General features: G+C 68.0%; 20 protein-coding genes. 13 read left to right on the top strand and 7 right to left on the bottom strand.

Translation table 11 applies throughout. The features are described from left to right. Positions 1 to 13 precede the first annotated feature (13 nt). From KTR9_RS26985 to KTR9_RS15865, 4 genes are read left to right on the top strand one after another with little or no spacing between them, the layout of a single operon-like run. Entirely contained in the window at positions 14 to 226 is a 213-nt protein-coding gene (locus KTR9_RS26985; RefSeq protein WP_010842362.1) for a rubredoxin, read from the top strand. Beyond that, positions 223 to 402, top strand: coding sequence for a rubredoxin (locus KTR9_RS15855; RefSeq protein ID WP_010842361.1), 180 nt, complete (start codon positions 223 to 225; stop codon positions 400 to 402). Before KTR9_RS26985 ends, KTR9_RS15855 begins: the two co-directional genes overlap by 4 nt. After that, positions 399 to 1604, top strand: a complete 1206-nt coding sequence (locus KTR9_RS15860) for an NAD(P)/FAD-dependent oxidoreductase (protein ID WP_014927225.1) — start codon at positions 399 to 401, stop codon at positions 1602 to 1604. Before KTR9_RS15855 ends, KTR9_RS15860 begins: the two co-directional genes overlap by 4 nt. After that, positions 1601 to 2203, top strand: a complete 603-nt coding sequence (locus KTR9_RS15865) for a TetR/AcrR family transcriptional regulator (protein WP_010842359.1) — start codon at positions 1601 to 1603, stop codon at positions 2201 to 2203. The genes KTR9_RS15860 and KTR9_RS15865 overlap by 4 nt, the downstream gene beginning before the upstream one ends. A gap of 3 nt (positions 2204 to 2206) precedes the next feature. Here the strand turns inward: KTR9_RS15865 and KTR9_RS15870 are convergent, their stop codons facing one another. Then, positions 2207 to 3691: a phospholipase D-like domain-containing protein gene (locus KTR9_RS15870; RefSeq protein WP_014927226.1), complete on the bottom strand. Its 1485-nt coding sequence runs from the start codon at positions 3689 to 3691 to the stop codon at positions 2207 to 2209. Positions 3692 to 3800: 109 nt separating this feature from the next. Between KTR9_RS15870 and KTR9_RS15875 the strand changes: the two genes are divergently transcribed. From KTR9_RS15875 to KTR9_RS15895, 5 genes are all read left to right on the top strand, one after another. Further along, positions 3801 to 4460, top strand: coding sequence for a CHAP domain-containing protein (locus tag KTR9_RS15875; protein WP_014927227.1), 660 nt, complete (start codon positions 3801 to 3803; stop codon positions 4458 to 4460). A 5-nt stretch (positions 4461 to 4465) separates the two neighbouring features. Further along, on the top strand, positions 4466 to 5098 hold the full coding sequence (locus tag KTR9_RS15880) for a DUF2461 domain-containing protein (RefSeq protein ID WP_014927228.1): 633 nt from the start codon (positions 4466 to 4468) through the stop codon (positions 5096 to 5098). A 266-nt stretch (positions 5099 to 5364) separates the two neighbouring features. Next, on the top strand, positions 5365 to 6360 hold the full coding sequence (locus KTR9_RS15885; protein WP_044506873.1) for an antibiotic biosynthesis monooxygenase: 996 nt from the start codon (positions 5365 to 5367) through the stop codon (positions 6358 to 6360). A 49-nt stretch (positions 6361 to 6409) separates the two neighbouring features. Continuing rightward, positions 6410 to 7807 (top strand): amidohydrolase family protein, encoded by a 1398-nt coding sequence (locus KTR9_RS15890; RefSeq protein ID WP_014927230.1) that lies wholly within the window; start codon positions 6410 to 6412, stop codon positions 7805 to 7807. Between the two features lie 69 nt (positions 7808 to 7876). Continuing rightward, positions 7877 to 8809, top strand: coding sequence for an antibiotic biosynthesis monooxygenase (locus tag KTR9_RS15895; RefSeq protein WP_010842353.1), 933 nt, complete (start codon positions 7877 to 7879; stop codon positions 8807 to 8809). Between the two features lie 7 nt (positions 8810 to 8816). Here the strand turns inward: KTR9_RS15895 and KTR9_RS15900 are convergent, their stop codons facing one another. Next, positions 8817 to 9224: a YchJ family protein gene (locus KTR9_RS15900; protein ID WP_014927231.1), complete on the bottom strand. Its 408-nt coding sequence runs from the start codon at positions 9222 to 9224 to the stop codon at positions 8817 to 8819. Between the two features lie 95 nt (positions 9225 to 9319). On the opposite strand from KTR9_RS15900, the gene KTR9_RS15905 reads away from it, so the two are divergent. Beyond that, positions 9320 to 9547, top strand: a complete 228-nt coding sequence (locus KTR9_RS15905; protein WP_010842351.1) for a dodecin — start codon at positions 9320 to 9322, stop codon at positions 9545 to 9547. Positions 9548 to 9564: 17 nt separating this feature from the next. Here the strand turns inward: KTR9_RS15905 and KTR9_RS15910 are convergent, their stop codons facing one another. Beyond that, the gene (locus KTR9_RS15910) at positions 9565 to 10452 is read right to left on the bottom strand and encodes an alpha/beta fold hydrolase (RefSeq protein WP_014927232.1); all 888 of its coding nucleotides are present in this window, start codon (positions 10450 to 10452) and stop codon (positions 9565 to 9567) included. Between the two features lie 78 nt (positions 10453 to 10530). Between KTR9_RS15910 and KTR9_RS15915 the strand changes: the two genes are divergently transcribed. From KTR9_RS15915 to eutC, 3 genes are all read left to right on the top strand, one after another. Continuing rightward, complete coding sequence (locus tag KTR9_RS15915; RefSeq protein WP_014927233.1) at positions 10531 to 11133, top strand: TetR/AcrR family transcriptional regulator; 603 nt, start codon at positions 10531 to 10533, stop codon at positions 11131 to 11133. Positions 11134 to 11261: 128 nt separating this feature from the next. Next, positions 11262 to 12671: an ethanolamine ammonia-lyase subunit EutB gene (locus tag KTR9_RS15920; RefSeq protein ID WP_010842348.1), complete on the top strand. Its 1410-nt coding sequence runs from the start codon at positions 11262 to 11264 to the stop codon at positions 12669 to 12671. Next, positions 12668 to 13474, top strand: a complete 807-nt coding sequence (eutC, locus tag KTR9_RS15925; RefSeq protein ID WP_014927234.1) for an ethanolamine ammonia-lyase subunit EutC — start codon at positions 12668 to 12670, stop codon at positions 13472 to 13474. The genes KTR9_RS15920 and eutC overlap by 4 nt, the downstream gene beginning before the upstream one ends. Before the next feature lie 269 nt (positions 13475 to 13743). On the opposite strand, the gene KTR9_RS15930 is transcribed toward eutC, so the two are convergent. From KTR9_RS15930 to KTR9_RS15945, 4 genes are all read right to left on the bottom strand, one after another. Then, positions 13744 to 14052 (bottom strand): SHOCT domain-containing protein, encoded by a 309-nt coding sequence (locus KTR9_RS15930; protein ID WP_014927235.1) that lies wholly within the window; start codon positions 14050 to 14052, stop codon positions 13744 to 13746. Between the two features lie 42 nt (positions 14053 to 14094). After that, the gene (locus KTR9_RS15935; protein ID WP_044506876.1) at positions 14095 to 14565 is read right to left on the bottom strand and encodes a DUF6325 family protein; all 471 of its coding nucleotides are present in this window, start codon (positions 14563 to 14565) and stop codon (positions 14095 to 14097) included. A gap of 55 nt (positions 14566 to 14620) precedes the next feature. Next, positions 14621 to 16450: an AMP-dependent synthetase/ligase gene (locus KTR9_RS15940; RefSeq protein ID WP_014927237.1), complete on the bottom strand. Its 1830-nt coding sequence runs from the start codon at positions 16448 to 16450 to the stop codon at positions 14621 to 14623. A gap of 108 nt (positions 16451 to 16558) precedes the next feature. Further along, on the bottom strand, positions 16559 to 18544 hold the full coding sequence (locus KTR9_RS15945) for an ABC transporter ATP-binding protein/permease (protein ID WP_014927238.1): 1986 nt from the start codon (positions 18542 to 18544) through the stop codon (positions 16559 to 16561). Positions 18545 to 18581 lie beyond the last annotated feature (37 nt).

The raw sequence follows: 18581 nt of genomic DNA on the forward strand, positions 1-18581 counted from the left end.
GGGTGTCGCCGCGATGAGCACATTCCGCTGCCCGGTGTGCGATTACGTCTACGACGAGACCGCAGGCGCACCCCGTGAGGGGTTCCCGCCCGGCACCGCATGGTCCGACGTCCCGGACGACTGGGCGTGTCCTGACTGCGGTGTGCGAGAGAAGGTCGACTTTCTCGCGGCCGAGGGCGAAGCGAGTGGGCCGAATGGATCCGGCGAAGGAGTGTCAGTCCGATGAACTTCAAGCTCTTCCGTTGTGAGGTCTGCGGTTTCGAATACGACGAGGAGCTCGGCTGGCCGGAGGACGGCATCGAGCCTGGCACACGCTGGGCCGACATCCCCGACGACTGGAGCTGCCCGGACTGCGGTGCGGCAAAGGCCGATTTCGAGATGATCGAGGTGGCCCGCCCGTGAGCGTCGCCCGTGCCGGCGGCCCCGGGAGCGAATCGGTGGTGATCGTCGGTACCGGCGTCGCCGGCATCACCGCCGCGGAGACACTGCGTACCAACGGTTTCGACGGGACGATCACCGTGTTCGGAGAGGAGCCACACCTCCCCTACCGTCGGACTGCCCTGAGCAAGAACCTCGTCGCCGGTGACCTGTCGGACACCAAGATCACGCTTCGTCCGCCCGGGTACTGGTCGGAGCGGGGCATCGACATCGTGACCTCGACCCGAGTCGTCGACGTCGACCCCTCGTCGCGACGGGTCCGCCTCGCCGACGTCACCGAGGTCGCCTACGACGCGCTGGTCCTGGCCACCGGCGGACGGGCCCGGCGGTTGCCCGGCCAGTCGTCGCCTCCCTCCTCGTTACGCACCCGGCGCGATGCGGAGGGACTTCGGGAGGCGATCGCGGACGGACCAGTGATCATCATCGGCGGCGGACTGATCGGTCTGGAGATCGCCGCGGCGGTCGCGACACCCGGTGAGGGATCGCGCGTCACCGTGGTCGAGCGCGGTTCATCGCTCCTGTCCCGTGTCGTCCCGCCGACGGTGGCCGAGGCGGTGGCAACGCTGCATCGCGAACGTGGTGTGCGGATTCTCACCGGCGCGGTGCCCGTCGCCACCGGCCCACACTCGGTGACGCTGTCTGACGGGCGCACGTTGACGGGGACGGTGATCAGTGCGATCGGGATGGAACCCGAGCTCGGTTTGGCCCGCAGCGCTGGACTTCCCGTCGATCCGGCCGGCATCGTCGTCGACGATTCGCTGCGAACGGGTGTGCCCGGCGTATATGCCGCGGGTGACGTCGCCGCGCGTCCGCATCCGTTGACCGGGGCGCCGATGCGTGCGGAGCAGTGGCTCACCGCGACCGAGCACGGCAGACTGGTCGCCATGACGATCGCCGCCGACCTCGGGCTGAACGCCGACACCGCCGCACCCGTGCCGCGTGTGCCACTGGCCTGGACGATGCAGTATTCCATCAACATCCAGCTCGTCGGGTGGCCGAACGCGGGAGATCGTGTCGACGTCGAGCCCGACGATTCGAATTCGATCGTCCGCTCGTTCTCCGCCGGTCGACTCGTCGGCGCGGTCTGCATCGGAAGGGGTGGTTCCGGGCGGTCCCTGCGCGCCGAGATCGAGTCCTCCCTCCAGCCGGCCGGCGTCGGCGGATGACCACCCGCAACTACGCACAGGACAGCAAGGCCCTGCTGCGCAACTCGCTGCTCGATGGACTGCACGACCTGCTGCTGGAACGGGACTGGGCGGAGGTGCGCATGTCCGATGTCGCGGCCACCACCGGGGTCAGCCGCCAGACCGTCTACAACGAGTTCGGGTCCCGCTACGGACTCGCGCAGGGTTACGCGGTCCGGTTGGCAGGCCGATTCGCGGGCCATGTGGCGGATTCGCTTGCCGGTTCCGTCGGCGACGTCACCGAAGCCCTGCACAAGGGTTTCGGTGAGTTCTTCGCCGGGGTCGCCACCGATCCGCTGATCGCCTCGCTGCTGTCCGGCGAGGCCAAACCCGACCTCATGAAGCTGATCACCACCGACGCCGCGCCGATCATCACCACGGCGGCCGACCGGTTGGCCGACGCCTTCCGCGAGTCCACCTGGCTGTCGATGCACGACTCCGACGTGGTGCGGATCTCGCGTGCGATCACCCGGATGGCGCTCAGCTACATCGCGATGCCTCCCGAAGGCGATCGGGATGTGGCGTCCGACCTCGCCGCGATCATCGCCCCGGCCGTCGAAGTCGCCCGCGCACGCGTGTGACTATCAGCGGCGCAACAGGTTCCGAGTGCCGCGCCGGATGACCGCGCGATAGAGCCGGTCGATCGTGCCGACTCTCGCGTCCTCGGGGTCGACGAGTTCGTTCTCCGCGATGAGGGACTGCTCGCCGTCGATCGTCTCGCGATCGAACGCCTCGAGTGTCCGCCCCGGCCCGGTCAGCCGATCGACTGCGCGCACGAGTGAATCTTCCTGTGCCACAGCATCGTCGAACACCTGGCCGTCGACGCCCAGATGTTCGGACAACAAGCGCGTACGCATGGACAGAATGGTCTCCCGCAGGTTCCCGTCCGCCGGATCACGCGGATCGGCCTCGATGGCGACGTCGCACTCACTGTCGAATCCCAGCGACCGGTTGTTGAGGTTCGACGATCCGATGCGCAGGAGGACGTCGTCGACGATCAGCACCTTGGCGTGCACGTAGATCGGGTCACCGTCGGCGGTCACCGGGTAGTACGCGCGGAACCGGTCGTATTTGTCGGCGCGCCACAGGAGTTGGAGGAGCTTGTGCCGCGCGCCGTCCATGGCGAGTCGTTCCACCGGGCTGTCCGCGTTCCGGGGCAGCACCAGGACGATCTCGGGCCCCTCGGGCTCGGTGAGACGTTCCGCCAGCGCATCCGCGACCTCCCGGGCCGCCAGGTACTGGCTCTCGATGTAGATGGTGCGGCGTGCCGCGGCGAAAGCAGCGCGGTACAAGAGCCGGATCTCCTCGACCTGGGGCCGGTTGTCGTACTGCGGGATCGTCCGCGCCACCGCGACGTCGCAGTCGGTGAACGTGACGTCGAGATCCGTCGGCCAGATGTCGGGGCCGTCGGTGTCGACGAGGGGCTTGAGGCATTCGCCCGTGGCGGCTTCCCAGCGGTCGAGCGCGACGGAGGCGACCACGCGTGCGGCGTCACCGTCGAGGGCGACGGTGACATCGTGCCACGGACCGTGCGGTCGGCCGTCGGGGTCTCGACGGAACTCGTTGTGTGACAGGTGTTCCGACGTGTCCCAGCGGTTGACGGTCATGTCGATGCCGCCGCAGAAGGCGAACTGGTCGTCGATCACCGCGATCTTCTGGTGATGAGCGGCGGAGACGGGGTGCGCGGCGTCGATCCGGTAGTGCAGCCGGCGACCGGTGAGCAGGTCCTGGACGAAGGGCGGCGCGACTCCGCGCAGGATTCCGGTGAACGCGCCGGTACTCCAGCGCAGGACGTGGATCTCCAGTTCCGGGCGGTTGTCGATGAGCCACCGCAGGAAGTCACCGAGCACGTCCGGGACCTCGTCGTCGGCGGTACGGGGGTCGAGCCTGATGCGGGTGTCCACGTCCCAGCCGATGAGGACGATGCGCCGCCGCGCCTGCATGAGGGCCGACTTCGCATGCAGGAAATAGTCCGCGGCGTCGACGATGCACGCGACGCGATCCGCGGTCGCGATCTCCCGGCACGTGTCCCCCGCACGCAGGATCGGCTCGTGAGCTGACTCGTCCACCGCGTTCTCTCCTTGGATCGCCTTGCGCCCCCCGACCGGCGTCCCATTGTGCCAAGACCGCGTGCGGCCCCTGCGGGCGAGGCCGGGTCGGGTCCGGGCGGCGCGAACGATGCCTACACTCGTCGAGGTGAGCGCCGACCCGACTGCCGACCGACCTGCGGGTGCCGCTGCGCGCACACGCCCGGTACGTCGGCGGGGTCGGCGGACCGCGATCGCCGCGGCGCTGGTCGCAGTCGTCGTCGCCGGCGTCGGCCTGGTCGCGTGGCAGGCCGTGCCCGAACGCTGGTTGCCGTGGGACACCGCCGAATTTCCGCAGGTCGACGCGTCGGAACTCACGCCGGGTCAGCTGCGGATCGTCGAAGCGGTGCGGCGCGAACACGCCGCCCAGCGACCGGGAACGTTCTTCTCCGAGGGCGCCGACGAGCCGTGGTGTGCGAACTTCGTGAGCTGGATCATGCGGGCGGCGGGCAGTCCGCTGGTCAACCCACACTCGGGTCACTGGCGCATCCCCGGCGTGTACACGCTGCAGGAGTACTACGAGGCCGCCGGCCGCTTCGAAGCCGTCGGCGACCGCGCCCCCCGGGTGGGTGATGTCGTGCTCTACGACCGGTCGTCGGGCTTCGGACAGCACACCAACATCGTCGTGGCAGTCGACGGTGAGACCGCCGTCACCGTGGGCGGCAACGAGATGGGCCGCATCCGGATCCACTCGCTGGTCTGGCGATCCGACGGCGGTGTCCTCGGATTCGGTCGCGGTGTTCCCGGGTGACGGCGATGGACTTCACCGGGTTCCCGGAAGCCGCACTCGACTTCTACGACGATCTGGAGATCGACAACTCCAAGGTGTTCTGGGAAGACCACAAGGACGTCTACCGTTCCGCGGTCGCCGAGCCCATGAGGGCACTGACCGACGCGCTGGCCGACGAGTTCGGCCCGGCCAAGATCTTCCGGCCACATCGCGATGTCCGATTCTCGAAGGACAAAGCGCCGTACAAGACCCATCAGGGCGCGTTCGTCGCGGTGGCTCCGGCCACCGGTTACTACGTCCAGATCGGGGCGCCGGGTGTCCGCGTGGGCGCCGGCTTCTACGAGGCCACTCCGGCCCGGCTCGCCGAGTTGCGCAAGTCCATCGACCACGACCGGAGCGGGCCCGAGCTCGAACGCCTCCTGCGGCGGCTCACCACCGACGGCTGGGAGATCGCCGGGGACCGGCTCAAGACCGCGCCCCGCGGATACGACGTCGACCACCCGCGCATCGAACTGCTCCGCCACCGATCGCTGTCGGTGGGCCGGGACTACGGATTCGACGAGATCATCCATTCGGCGGCACTCGTCGATCGCATACGCCGGGACTGGCGCGCGACGGTGCCCCTGGTCGAATGGATCGCGGTGCGGACCGGCAGCTGACCCCCGAGATCGCACCGGTCCGCCCGGACCAATTCACGACGAGTTCTCCGATTCGGCGCGCGCTCAGGGACGGCGCGGGGTGATACTGGCGCCGACCGCGTCCGAGATCACACCCGAGCATCCCGACGACGCGTCGGCGGGAAACGCGGACCCACCCGGATCGCGTGATCGTCGAGAGTTCCTGTCCCGCATCTTCTTTCCCGATGCCTGCCGGCGCAACCCCCCACGTGTGGTGCAGATCCGGGACACTTCGCACCGGAGGACCCATGACCAACGAGATCTCCCGTCCCGAGACGGGGCGGAAGTCCGAAGCTGCCGAAGGTGCCGCAACCCTCGTCATCGGGCAACGCGTCCACGCTGGTATGGAAAGCCGCTACCGCGAGTGGTACGGGAAGATCGAGACCGCGGCCACCCGCTTCCCCGGATACGTCGGGTCGAAGCTTCGGGCCCCCGATCCCAGCCACCCGGACTGGACGGCCATCTACGGGTTCGACTCGGTCAGTCACCTGCAGGACTGGCTCAACAGCGCCGTCCGGCTCGACCTCGTCGACGAGGGCAAACCGCTCTTCGACGGTCCGGCCACCGCCCGCGTGCTGGCGCCGGGTACCGCAGAGCCGGAGACCCTGGTCACCGTCGTGGTCTCGCACCGGGTCGCCGACGCCAAGGTCGACGACTTCCTGGCATGGCAACGGCAGGTCGACGCCGCCGAGAACCGCTTTCCCGGGTTCCGCGGTACCGAGCTGTTCCGGCCGATCGCCGGCGTCCAAGAGGAGTGGACGATCTCCTACCGGTTCGACACCGCCGAGCACCTCGACGCCTGGCTGACGTCCGGCGAGCGAGCCCGACTCCTGGCCGAGGCCGACGACTTCGGTGATTTCACACTGCGCCGGATCGACCACTCCTTCGGCAACTGGTTCTCCCACGGCGACGACGACGCGCCACCGCCGTCGAATGTCAAGACCTCCGTGGCGGTCTGGGTCGGCCTCTACCCCACGGTGGTGTTCCTCACCCTGATGACCGCACCGCTGGGGATGCCGCTCTGGCTGGGCATGCTGGTCGGAAACCTGTTGTCCAGCTTCGCGATGAGTTATCTCACGATGCCCTACTACGTGAACCGGGTGCTGGGGTGGTGGCTGCATCCACGACCGGGAGCGCCCCAACCCCGGACGAACATCCGGGGCGCGTTGTTCATCCTCGCGCTGAACGCGGCCTGGGTCGCGATCTTCTACCTGATCACGGTCCAGGTCTGGACACTGCCGTGAGTCTCGCCGTGACAGCACCGACCGCACGCACACCAACCGAGGAGCACCGATGACCGAGACCGTCCACTACGGACACATCTTCCATCTGGCCGGCAGTCCCGCCATCACCGAGGCGGTCGACGCGTTGGTGTCGATACCCGACGGAGCGCTGGTCGTCGGCGACGACGGCACGATCAAGTTCGCCGGCGAAAAGGCCGACCTCCCAGACGAATTCGCATCGGCCGAGTCGCACGACCATCCGAGCGGCTACCTCATACCGGGTTTCGTCGACACCCACATCCACTTCCCGCAGACCTACGCCGGCGACTCCTACGGCGGCGGACAGCTACTCGAGTGGCTCAACCTCTGCATCTTCCCGTCCGAATCGAAATTCGCCGACCCCGAGTTCGCCCAGGCCGCGGCGGTCGAGTTCACCAGACGACGGGTCGCCGCGGGTACGACGGCGATGATGGTGTTCGGGTCCGCCTTCCCCCACGCCCAGGACTCCCTGTTCTCCGAGACCCGCAAGGCAGGCCTGCGGATCGTCGCCGGCCGCGGTATCCAGACCGTCGGTGGTGACACCGCCAAACCGCTGTTGACCTCGGAGGAAGAGGCCATCCGCCTCACACGGGCCGAGATCGACAAGTGGCACGCGGCCGACACCGGCGACTACCGGACCGCGCTGCTCCACGTCGCGATCGTGCCGCGGTTCTCGCTGTCGGTGACCACCGAGACGCTGAAGAATCTCGGCGATCTGTACGACGAGTACCGCGACCAGGGCGTCTACGTCCACAGCCACCTCAACGAGAACAACCGCCCCGGCACCGGCGAGGTCGACACCACCAAGGAGGTCTACCAGGTCGACTCCTACCTCGACACCTACGACGGCAAGTTCCTGCCCGGATCCGAGGTCGGCGGCAAGAGCCTGCTCGGTCCGCGCACCATCCTCGCGCACTGCGTCCACTGCCAGGATGCGGAACTGGCGCGGATGGCCGAGACCGGCACCTCGATCTCGCACTGTCCGGTGTCCCAGTTGTTCCTCGGGTCGGGGACGATGCCGTGGAAGCGCACCGTGGCGGCGGGCGTGAACATCTCCGCCGGAACCGATTTCGGTGGCGGCGATGAATGGCTGATCCCGCGCGTCCTCGGTGACGCCTTCAAACAGCACATCACCGAACCCGGAGATGCGGGGGTCTCGATGCACCCGGCCGAGATGCTGTTCATCGGGACCGTCGGCGGGGCCCGCGCCCTCGACATGGAGAACCGCTTCGGAAACTTCGATCAGGGGAAGGAAGCCGACTTCCTCGTCATCGAACCAGTGGAGGCCCTGAAGTCCACACTGGACAACGCCGTCCGCTCCGAAGACCCTGATCTCGCCCGCGACCAAACCCTGTTCGGCCTGCTGATGGGCCTTCGCGAGTCGTCCATCGCCGAGGTCTGGGTCCAGGGGCGTCGGGTCACCGTCTGACCGGCGGACACGACGATCGTCACCAACCACGACGCCGCCGGCGACGCAGCCGGCACCGCGATCATCGCGGTGTCGGTGTTCCACGCCGGCCCAGCCGATGACTTCGCACAGTGGGCCGCGACGCTGGCCGCCTCGGCCACCGACTCCGGAGGCTGCCTGGGAACCGCGATCTCGGCGGTGACCGACGGGCACTTCGATCCGGCGGTCGCGACCACGTTCGTCGACGAGGACGCCCTGGACCGGTGGCTCGACGGTCCGCACCACCGCGCGGCGCTGGACGCCGGACGCGCGCACGGCTGGTTACCGGCGACGCCCGTACTCGAGCTCGTCGACGGCCGGTCGCCGCCGCCGGGTGTCGGCGCCTTCCGCCATGACATCGTCGCGGGCGCGGTCGGCGACTTCGTCGCGGCGCAACACGTGTTGACCGACGCGGCAAGCGGCTTCGGCGGCTACGAGGGCACGGCGCTGTTCATCGACGAACAGCGAGAGACGTCGCTGTCGGTGTTGCGGTTCCGCACGGACCGTCAGCTGGCGGCCTGGGTGTCGTCGAGCCGACGCGGCGAAGCGCTCGCCGGGCTGCGTTCGAGCCTGACCCACGACTTCGAGACGATGGCGAGCACGACGGCATTCGGCACCACCGTGCGCACCGACCGCGGCCGAATCCTGCAGACGCCGAACTGGAAGTCGGCGATGATGGTGCTGCTGGTGCTGTACCCCACGGTGATGACACTCTCGAGATTTCTCGGCCCCACCCTCGACCGCTTCGGCGCCCAGCCGTGGCTGGCGCTGTGGCTGAGTCAGGTCGTCAGCGTCTCTCTCATGCAATGGTGGCTGATGCCGTGGGCGTCACGCCCGTTCCGGCGATGGCTCGATCCGGTCGACGGGAACAACCGGCGGAGCAACATCGCGGGGGCGGGAGCGGTCCTGCTCATCTATCTGCTGTGTCTGACGGTGTTCGCCAACGTGACGTGGCTGCAGTTCTGGGATTACGCCGACTCCTGAGTCGTACTCACCCGACGACCCCGTCCACGTAGACCCAGCGGCCCTCCGATCGCGTGAAACGACTGCGCTCGTGCAGGGATCCCCGTTCCGCGCCGCGTCGGTGATACGCGGTGAACGTGACCTCACCCTCGGTGTCGAACGGTGACCCACCGACGCTCGACTCGATGTCGAGGCGGTACCAGCGCATCGACTCGTCCAGCTCGAGCGCGGCGGGACGGGTGTCGGGGTGCCAGCTGGCGAGTAGGTGATTCCGATCTCCGAGCGCGAAAGCGGTGAAACGCGAGCGCATCAACGCCTCGGCTGTCGGTGCGGCACGCTCACCGGCGAGAACGGGTCCGCAGCAGTCGTCGAGCACGAGACCGGACAGACACGGGCACCTCGCGGGGACGTCTCGGTTTGCCGGTTTGCTGGTCACCTCTCGATCTTAGGGGTAGACAGGAGGAGCGGTCGTCCGCGCCGCGGACCCACCGCGCCCCCTGCCCGTAGGTTCTCATGATTGGAGCGACTCCCTTGTCGGACAACGTGTATCGAGTCATCGAAGTGGTCGGGTCCTCGGCCTCTGGCACCGACGACGCCATCCGTAACGCGATCGCCCGTGCCTCTGCGACGGTCAGTCACCTCGACTGGTTCGAGGTGACCGAGACCCGCGGCCACATCGAAGACGGTCAGATCGCACACTTCCAGGTCACGCTGAAGGTCGGTTTCAAGATCGAGGGCTCCGGCGACGCGACACCGTGATCGTCACGGCGCGTTCCTCACGACGCGGGTCTCGCGTCGGTGAGGAACGCGCCGATCTCGGCGGCGACGGTCTGCGGGTCGTCGAGCATGGGCAGGACCGCCGCGCCCGGCATCGGCACGTAACGCCCGCGCGGTAGGAGTTCGGCGAGCCGCGGCCCGTGGGCGGGTGGCATCACGCGGTTGTCGGGCGACCACAGCACGAGAGCTTCGCCCTCGAAGCCGGACAGCGCCTCGGTGCGGCGGATGAGTTCGGCGGCATCGAAATCCGTGGTCGCATACTTCGTGACATCCCGGCGTATCCGGGGATCGGTGAGCACCGGATCCGTCCAGCGCCGCATCTGGGCCGGGTCGACCGGGCCGTTCACCATCCAGCCCCAGAGCATGGGCAGCCGCCGCAACCATCCGATGCGCAACTGGCGTGCGGCAATGGTGATCCCGCCGGGCAGGCGCACCGCGAGCGTCGCCATCTTCCCCGGCAGACCCGGTGGGAAGTTGTCGAACGCCTCGCACGGGAGAACGATCATCCGCCCGATCCGCCGGTCGAGGCCGAGTGCGGTCAGGAAAAGTGCGCCACCCCAGTCCGAATGCACGAGAGTCACCTCGTCGAGGTCGAGCGCGTCGAGTACACCGGCGACGAGCCGAACCATGCCGTCCAGCGTCAGGTCGGCATCGGCGGCGAGGGGAATCCGATGCGACCCCAGCGGCAGGACCGGCCGGATGTACCGAAACCCGCTGGGCAACAACGGGATCACCGCATCCCACACTTCGTGGTCCATCAACAGGCCGTGGAGCAACACGACCGGCGCGCCGACGCCGTCGTCCGCGTACTCGATGACTCCGGCCGGCGTGTCGACCCGCCGCATCGTCGTCGACCGATCCACTCTCGCCTGGTCGTGGTGTTCCATGTCGATCTCCTTGGATCGGATACCCGAGCACGTGGTCTGGAGCTTCTAGAACGATCACTCTAGAACAGATGCTCTAGAATGGCCAGGGTGAAGACGGACGAACGCATCGTGGTCGCGATGACCGAGCTACTCCGCAGGCAGGGTTATGCCGCGACCGGGATCAAACAGGTCGTCGACGCGGCCGGCGCCCCGATCGGGTCCATCTATCACCACTTCAGCGGCGGCAAGCGGGACGTCGCGGCCGCCGCGCTGCGTCAGTCCGGTGCGGCGTATGGCGAGCTCGTCGGTATGCTGCTCGCCCCATATGACGACATCGCCGACGGCATCGAGGCGGCCTTCGTCGCCGCAGCCGACACCATCGCCGAGAGCGGATGGCTCAACATGTGTCCCGTCGCGACCGTCGCCGGTGAGGTCGCCGACACGGAGCCGGCACTCCGGGCGGTGGCCGCGGAGGTGATGGACGCCTGGGTGGACCAGGGCACCGCGCTGTACCGAACACACGGGTTGCCCGAGCCGGAGGCGCGAACGCTGATCCTCGCCGTCATCGCCTCCCTCGAGGGCGCTTTCATCCTCGCTCGGACGCAGCGGTCGACGGCTCCGATCCTCGCTGCCGGACGCGCGATGGGCGGCTACGCGCGGGCGCTGACGGCCGACCCGGAGAACAGCGGAGCTCCCGCCTGACCCGCCGCGTCATCCGGCCAGTGCGACGCCCGGGACGGTCCCGCATTCGGCATGCGGCTTCGCGGAACCGAACCTAGACTTCGGGGGACCATGACGCGCGACCACTCCCCTTCCGGCCGGGGCATCCAATGAGATACACCCAGACGATCGCCGGCACGACCCATGAGTTCGACGGCCTCGTCGAGCTCATGGCCAAGGCGACCCCACGCCGGTCCGGCGACGAGCTCGCCGGCTGCGCTGCGGACTCCGATGCCGAACGGGCAGCTGCCGCATGGCAACTCGCCGACGTTCCGCTCAGCAGATTCCTCGACGAGGCGCTGGTGCCCTACGAATCCGACGAGGTGACCCGGCTCATCGTCGACACCCACGACCGGACCGCGTTCGCCGAGATCGCCCATCTGACCGTCGGCGGTTTCCGGGACTGGCTGCTGGAGATCGCGACCCGGTCCGACGCCGGTGAACGTCTCGCCCGCGTCGGCCCCGGCCTCACGCCGGAGATGGTGGCGGCCGCGTCGAAGATCATGCGGAACCAGGACCTGATCCTGGTCGCCGCGGCGGCGAGGGTCACCTCGGCGTTTCGCACCACCATCGGCCTGCCCGGCCGGATCGCGACGCGGCTGCAGCCCAACCACCCCACCGACGACCCGCGGGGCATCGCCGCGGCCACCCTCGACGGCCTGCTCATGGGGTGTGGCGACGCGGTCATCGGGATCAACCCGGCGTCGGACTCACCGCGCGCGACGGCCGAACTCCTGCACATGCTCGACGACATCCGGCAGCGCTTCGAGATCCCGATGCAGTCCTGCGTTCTGTCCCATGTCACGACCACCGTCGACCTCATCGAACAGGGGGTGCCCGTCGACCTCGTGTTCCAGTCGATCGCGGGCACCGAGGGTGCCAACAAGGGATTCGGCGTGACGCTGGACATCCTGCGCGACGCCGACGAGGCGGGACGGTCACTGCGCCGCGGGACCGTCGGCGACAACGTGATGTACCTGGAAACCGGTCAGGGATCGGCACTCTCGGCCGGCGCGCACCTCGGGACCGGTGGCAAACCGGTCGACCAGCAGACCCTGGAGACCCGCGCGTACGCGGTGGCACGAGTGCTGAACCCGTTGCTGATCAACACCGTCGTCGGGTTCATCGGTCCCGAGTATCTCTACGACGGCAAGCAGATCATCCGCGCCGGCCTCGAAGATCACTTCTGCGGCAAGCTGCTCGGGCTGCCGATGGGTGTCGACGTCTGCTACACCAATCACGCCGAGGCCGACCAGGACGACATGGACACCCTGCTCACGCTGCTCGGTGTCGCCGGTGCCGCATTCGTCATCGCCGTTCCCGGAGCAGACGACGTCATGCTCGGCTATCAGAGTCTGTCGTTCCATGACGCGCTCTACGTCCGTGCCGCACTCGGATTGCGGCCGGCCCCCGAGTTCGAGTCCTGGCTCGCGCGACTCGGCATGACCGACGGCGCCGGACGCATCCTGCCGGTGGACCCGGGCGAGTCTCCCCTCCTGCCGCTGACGGCCGGACGATGACGCCGGCCCGGCCCGCACCCGCGGACGATCAGGCTCCGCAGCCCGACCCCTGGACCGAACTCCGCCGGAGCACGCAGGCGCGGATCGGCCTCGGACGTGCCGGCAATTCGCTCCCGTCGCGGCGGGTCCTCGAATTCCAGGCCGCTCATGCCGCCGCCCGCGACGCGGTTCACGAGCCGCTCGACGTCGAGGGGTTCGCGCGCTCGATCGGCGAACTCGACCTCGATCCCCCGGTCACAGTCACCAGCCGCGCGGCGACACGCAGCGAATACCTGCGCCGACCCGACCTGGGTCGGCTGCCCGAGGATCTGTCGCAGGTCCCACGGGTCGACGCCGAGATCGGCATCGTGCTGGCCGACGGACTGTCACCCCGGGCGCTCGCCGATCACGGCCACGGTCTCCTCGCGGCCCTCCTCCGCCGGCTCGACGGCCGGTACTCCATCGCCCCGCCGGTCATCGCGACCGAGGCTCGCGTCGCACTCGGCGACCACATCGGCGAGGCCCTCGGCGTCACCACCCTCATCGTGATCATCGGTGAGCGACCTGGCCTCTCGGTCGCCGACAGCCTGGGGATCTACCTCACGCACCTGCCCCGACCGGGACGCGCCGACTCCGATCGGAACTGCATCTCCAACATCCACCCGCCCGACGGATTGCACTACGACGTCGCCGCGGCCACGACCGCCGCGCTCATCGACGGCGCCCGACGACTCGGACGATCCGGCGTCGCTCTGAAGGACATGTCGCACAACGGAACACCCGACGCCATCGACGACGCAGAAGTGCTCCCGCACGAGTCGTGAGAGTGGCTGCTGCTCCCTGCGGTGCGAGCGAAGCGAGCCACCTTTCGCTCCCTGAGGTGCGAGCGAAGCGAGCCACCTCTCGCTCCCTGAGGTGCGAGCGAAGCGAGCCACGAAGGGTTCCCGAGCGGCTGCTCACCAGGACCCTTCGTGGCTCGTCGCTAACGCTCCTCGCACCTCAGGGAGCAGGGGCTGTCGCCAACGCTCCTCGCACCTCAGGGAGCAGGGGCTGTCGCCAACGCTCCTCGCACCTCAGGGAGCAGGGGGGCGCCTCAGGTACCGAGGATCTTGGCCTTCTGGGCGGCGAACTCGGCCTCGGTGAGAATGCCCTGCTGATAGAGCGCCCCGAGTTCCTTCAGCGCCGAGATCGTGTCCGTGGGGCGCGGGGCGGGCGCCTGCTGGGGTGGCTGCTGCGGCGGCTGGGAGTACTGCGGTTGGGAGTACTGCTGCTGTGACCGAGGGTCCTGTGCGCCTTGCTGCGCCCACTTGCTCGCCTGGCGTCGGGACACGCGATTGCTCACCGCCGTCGCGGTACCGGAGATGACGGCGGTACGGGCGACGCCGCGGAGAAGTCCTGGCATGTTCTGTCCTTTCGAGGTGTCAGATCGGTTGTCGACGGCGAGCTACGCGGTCGGTGCGGCCGGTGTCGCCTCGTCGACCAGATCGAGCTGTGCGAGCAGGGCATCCACCGAAATCCGGCCCGACGCGACGAGTCGTCCGCCGCCGTTGCGGACAGCGGTGGCGAACGGAGCGGCCCACGCGTTCTCCCAGACGAGGACGGCCGCGCTGGAGCCCGGATCGATGACGGTGGCCGCCTCCGCGAGGTCCGAGTCGTCGAGCAGTGAGGTCGCTGCCCCGTCGAAGACCGCGAACTCCGCTCCGAGCGAGTTGATCTCGAGCCGGGCGACGGTGCCGTCGGCGTCCTTGGTGATGAAGACGATGTCGATCAGCCGCACGATGCCGCGGTCGATGAGATCGATCAGATGCGGAAGCGCCTCGCCGGTCGGCTGCTTGCCCGTCCACTCGACCACGATGTAGTCGATGGGTCCGAGTTCGCGATCTGCCGTCTGGTCGACACCTGCTTGGTCGTCCATTCCTTCTCCTCGTCTGTCTGGTTCCGGCGGTGAGACCGTCGTCGATCGACCCCGGTCACGACCGCAGGTCCACCACCGACCGTCCCGGTTGCGCCTCGTACAGCTCACCGATCTCGCTCGCATACTTTGTCGCAATCGGCTTGCGGCGCAACTTCATCGTCGGGGTGAGCTCGTCGCCGCCGGGATCCCAGGCGGTCGGCACGATGGTAAATCGCTTGACCTGTTCCACGCGGGACAGTGACCGATTCCCGGCACGAATTGCCACCGCCACCTCCTCGACCACGTCGGGATGGGTGGACAACTCGGCCAGATCGCCGCCGGACAGATCGAGCTTCTTCGCGCGCGCGGCCGCGGCATCCGGGTCGAGCACCACGAGCGCCGACACGAAGGGCCGGGCGTCGCCGATCGCGGCCACCTGACCGATCAGCGACGAGGCCGCCTTCATCGCGTTCTCGATATTGGTGGGCGACATGTTCTTACCGGACTCATTGATCATGAGTTCCTTCTTCCGGTCGACGATGGTGACGTTTCCGTCGTCGTCGATCGTCGCGATATCGCCGGTCGACAACCACCCGTCGGCATCGATGGTCTCGGCGGTCTTGTCGGGTTGTTTGCGATAGCCACGCATCACCACCGGTCCACGGACGAGGAGCTCACCGTCGTCGGCCAGCCTCACCTCCACGCCACGCACCGGGGTGCCGACGGTGCCGATCCGCAGATTGTCGTCGGTCGTCATCGTCGAGACGCCGGTGGTCTCCGACATCCCCCACACCTCGAGGACCGGAATGCCCAGGCCCAGGAAGAATCTCAGGACCTCGGGCGGGATCGCGGCCGCGCCGGAACCGGCGAAGGAGACCTGGTCCAGCCCCAACGCGGTACGGACCTTGTGCAGCACCAGACGGTCGGCGAGACCGTACGCGAGGCCACCCGATCCCTTGCCGTCGATCCGGGCCTGGGCTGCCGACGCCCCGGCGCGGAACGCCCAGCCCGCGAGTGCCTTCTTCGCCGGACTGGACTCCTCGGCCAGCTTCGCCTCGATGCCGGCACGGATCTTCTGCCACACCCGCGGCACCCCGAAGAAGAAGGTGGGATGCACGTCGGGAAGCGCTGCGGCGATCTCGCGTGGATCGGGCACGGTCGTGATCTGGATGCCGCGCATCATGTTCGCCGCATGCGAGGACACGCGGTCGGCGATGTGCGCCGCAGGCAGGTATGAGATGGCCCGGTCGTCGAACCCCGCCTGGACGATCTCGGCGAGCGCGGCCATCTCCGCGACGATGTTGCGATGGGTGATCTCGACGCCCTTGGGTGGGCCGGTGGTGCCCGAGGTGTAGATCAGCGTCGCCAGATCGTCGGGATTGACCGCCTGCCACGACGCGGTGAAGTCGAAGCCCTCCGGCGCCGGCGTCTGTTCGACGTCGGCGAGTGAGATCGCGCCCGTCGCCACTCCGTCGACGACGACCGTGGTGGACACGGCCGTCGCCGCGGCCGTGAGCACCGGCAGGAACACCTGCTCGGTGACGACGACCGCGTTCTCCGCGTTTCCGAAGAGGTATTCGACCTGTTCGGGCGAACTCGTGTTGTAGATCGAGAACGGGACGGCCCCGAGATGGAGTGCGGCGGCGTCCACCAGGTGGAACTCGGGACGGTTCGTCAGCATGATCCCGATGGTGTCGCCGCGTGTGACGCCCAACGCCGCGAGTCCACCGGCGATGGCCTCGACCCGGCGGGCGTACTCCGCCCAGGTGATCTCCTGCAGCCCGCCGACGGTGCGGAGCGCGACGGCGTCCGGTCGCACGGTGACCGTCTGCTGGAACGCGGCGGGTAGCGTCGCGACGGCGACGCCGGTCTGATGGGGAAACGTGATGGTCTCTGCAGCGGTCATGAGAGTCCTCGACTTGCCGAAGTGATGTGTTTCACGTCACATTAGCGAGTGGAGGCAGGGGTCATGCACGGATCCGGCGATTGGTAACCGCTTGGCAAAAAACCCAGATCAGGACCGTTTGTCCAGCGAAGGACCGTTGGTCAGCGACTCGAGATTCCAGGCCCCGCCGCCGGTCAGTTCGAGCAGGTCCGTGTGATGCTGATCGGTGGTGCTCCGATGGCTGACCGATACCACGATCGTCTCCGGCAACTCCGAACGGATCAGCGAGTAGAGCGAGTACTCGAGACCCTCGTCGACCGCCGAGGTGGCCTCGTCCATGAACACCGCCTGTGGTCGTGTCAGCAGGATTCTGGCGAAGGCGACGCGCTGCTGCTCGCCCGGCGAGAGCACCTTGGCCCAGTCCTCCTCGTCGTGGAGCCGGCCGACGAGATGCGGGAGGAACACCTTCTCGAGCGCGACCTTGATGGCCTCGTCACCGACGTCGTCGGGCAGGGCCGGATAGGCGACCGCGGTCCGCAGGTCCCCCAGCGGGATGTAGGGCATCTGGGACAGGAACAGCGTGTGTTCCCCTGGCGGCCGGGCGAACTCGCCGTCGATGAACGGCCACAACCCGGCGAGCCCACGGAGCAGCGTCGTCTTCCCCGAGCCCGACCGTCCCTTGACGACGAGCGCCGCGCCCGGCGCGAGGGACAGGTTCAGCGCGGTGATCAGGTCGTCACCGCTGGGCGTCTTGACGTCGACATCGGACAGCGCGACGGCGCGTTCACGATCCACGGTCGTCACCTCCGGCATGACCCGCGAGCGCGCGTCGGCGTCGGCCAGGCCGTCGAGACGGATGATTGCGGCCCGCAGCACGGTGAAGTCGTCGTAGGCGTTCCGGAAGAACGAGAGCGCATCGTGCATCTCGGCGAAAGCCGACGAGGTCTGCGACACGTCACCGAGCTTGATCTGGCCGTCGAAGAATCGTGGTGCCTGCACGAGGTACGGGAACACCACCGACAGCTGGGTCACGCTGAAGTTCCAGCCGACGAACGCCAGTTGGACGTGGATGATCTGCCAGAAGTTCCTGACCACCGCACGGAACCTGGTCATGAGGTTGGTGTGTTCGACGCGCTCGCCGCTGTAGAACGCGACGTTCTCAGCGCCGTCGCGGATGCGGACGAGTGCATAACGAAAGTTCGCGGTGAGGCGCTCGCGCCAGAAGTTCAATCGGATCAGCGGGCGTCCGATCGCGAATGCGACCACGCTGGCGACGAGGACGTAGACCAGCACCAGCCACATCATCATTCGCGGGATCTCGACACCGAACAGGGTGACGGGACCGGAGAGGTCCCACAGGACGATAGCGAACGACACGATCGACACGCACGCGGGCAAGACACCATTGGTCGAGGACCCGCCGCCGCCCCAGAACAGCGACGAACCCGATGACACGACGGTGGTGATGTCGGCCTCGATGCGCTGATCGGGGTTGTCGACGCCGGGATGGATGTCGGCGGCCCGACGGTTCACGTTCGACTCGGTGCGGCGAAACAGCCTGCGGCGCAGCAGACCCGCGCTGAGATCGACGAAGCGGTTGCGGTAGAAGGCGCGACCCTCCATCCAGTCCGCAGTGGCACCCTCGGTGAGCCAGTAGCGCAACCGGATCTCGAATGCGGCGCCCACGTAGATCTCGACCATCGTGCGGACGACATGGAGTGTGGCCAGGATTCCGAAGACGGCCATCGAGTGCCAGAACGCGTCTTCACCCACCTGGAGCATCTCGGCGCCTTGCGGACCGCCCGCGGCCAGACCCTCACCGGCGGTCTGCAGCGAGGTGAAGAGGTCGTTGCTCCAGTAGGAGATGAGCACCGACACCCGGACTCCCAACAGCGCGAGCAAGGTCAAGGCCACTGCCAACCCCCACGCCTTGACCCGTGTCTCCCGGTCGGTGAAGAACCCGCCGATCACCCGCCACAGCGGCGTGCCCCATCGGCTGAACCTCGCCAGGAGGTAGCCGATCACGAGAATGACCGCGGCCGAGATGGCGAACGCGATGGCCAACCATTTCAGACTGGCCCACACCTCGTTGCCCCAGTCGATGCTGTACTCCACGCACACTCCTCGCTACGGACGTCCCGACGGAGACCGG

The sequence above is a fragment of the Gordonia sp. KTR9 genome (genome assembly GCF_000143885.2).
Classification (GTDB): Bacteria; Actinomycetota; Actinomycetes; order Mycobacteriales; family Mycobacteriaceae; genus Gordonia.

Bases quoted from the DNA above. Each gene is read 5' to 3' on its own strand.
- KTR9_RS26985 (WP_010842362.1), top strand. From the start codon at position 14: ATGAGCACATTCCGCTGCCCGGTGTGCGATTACGTCTACGACGAGACC.
- KTR9_RS15855 (WP_010842361.1), top strand. From the start codon at position 223: ATGAACTTCAAGCTCTTCCGTTGTGAGGTCTGCGGTTTCGAATACGAC.
- KTR9_RS15865 (WP_010842359.1), top strand. From the start codon at position 1,601: ATGACCACCCGCAACTACGCACAGGACAGCAAGGCCCTGCTGCGCAAC.
- KTR9_RS15875 (WP_014927227.1), top strand. From the start codon at position 3,801: ATGCCTACACTCGTCGAGGTGAGCGCCGACCCGACTGCCGACCGACCT.
- KTR9_RS15880 (WP_014927228.1), top strand. From the start codon at position 4,466: ATGGACTTCACCGGGTTCCCGGAAGCCGCACTCGACTTCTACGACGAT.
- KTR9_RS15885 (WP_044506873.1), top strand. From the start codon at position 5,365: ATGACCAACGAGATCTCCCGTCCCGAGACGGGGCGGAAGTCCGAAGCT.
- KTR9_RS15890 (WP_014927230.1), top strand. From the start codon at position 6,410: ATGACCGAGACCGTCCACTACGGACACATCTTCCATCTGGCCGGCAGT.
- KTR9_RS15910 (WP_014927232.1), bottom strand. From the start codon at position 10,452: ATGGAACACCACGACCAGGCGAGAGTGGATCGGTCGACGACGATGCGG.
- KTR9_RS15915 (WP_014927233.1), top strand. From the start codon at position 10,531: ATGGCCAGGGTGAAGACGGACGAACGCATCGTGGTCGCGATGACCGAG.
- KTR9_RS15920 (WP_010842348.1), top strand. From the start codon at position 11,262: ATGAGATACACCCAGACGATCGCCGGCACGACCCATGAGTTCGACGGC.
- eutC (WP_014927234.1), top strand. From the start codon at position 12,668: ATGACGCCGGCCCGGCCCGCACCCGCGGACGATCAGGCTCCGCAGCCC.
- KTR9_RS15930 (WP_014927235.1), bottom strand. From the start codon at position 14,052: ATGCCAGGACTTCTCCGCGGCGTCGCCCGTACCGCCGTCATCTCCGGT.
- KTR9_RS15935 (WP_044506876.1), bottom strand. From the start codon at position 14,565: ATGGACGACCAAGCAGGTGTCGACCAGACGGCAGATCGCGAACTCGGA.
- KTR9_RS15940 (WP_014927237.1), bottom strand. From the start codon at position 16,450: ATGACCGCTGCAGAGACCATCACGTTTCCCCATCAGACCGGCGTCGCC.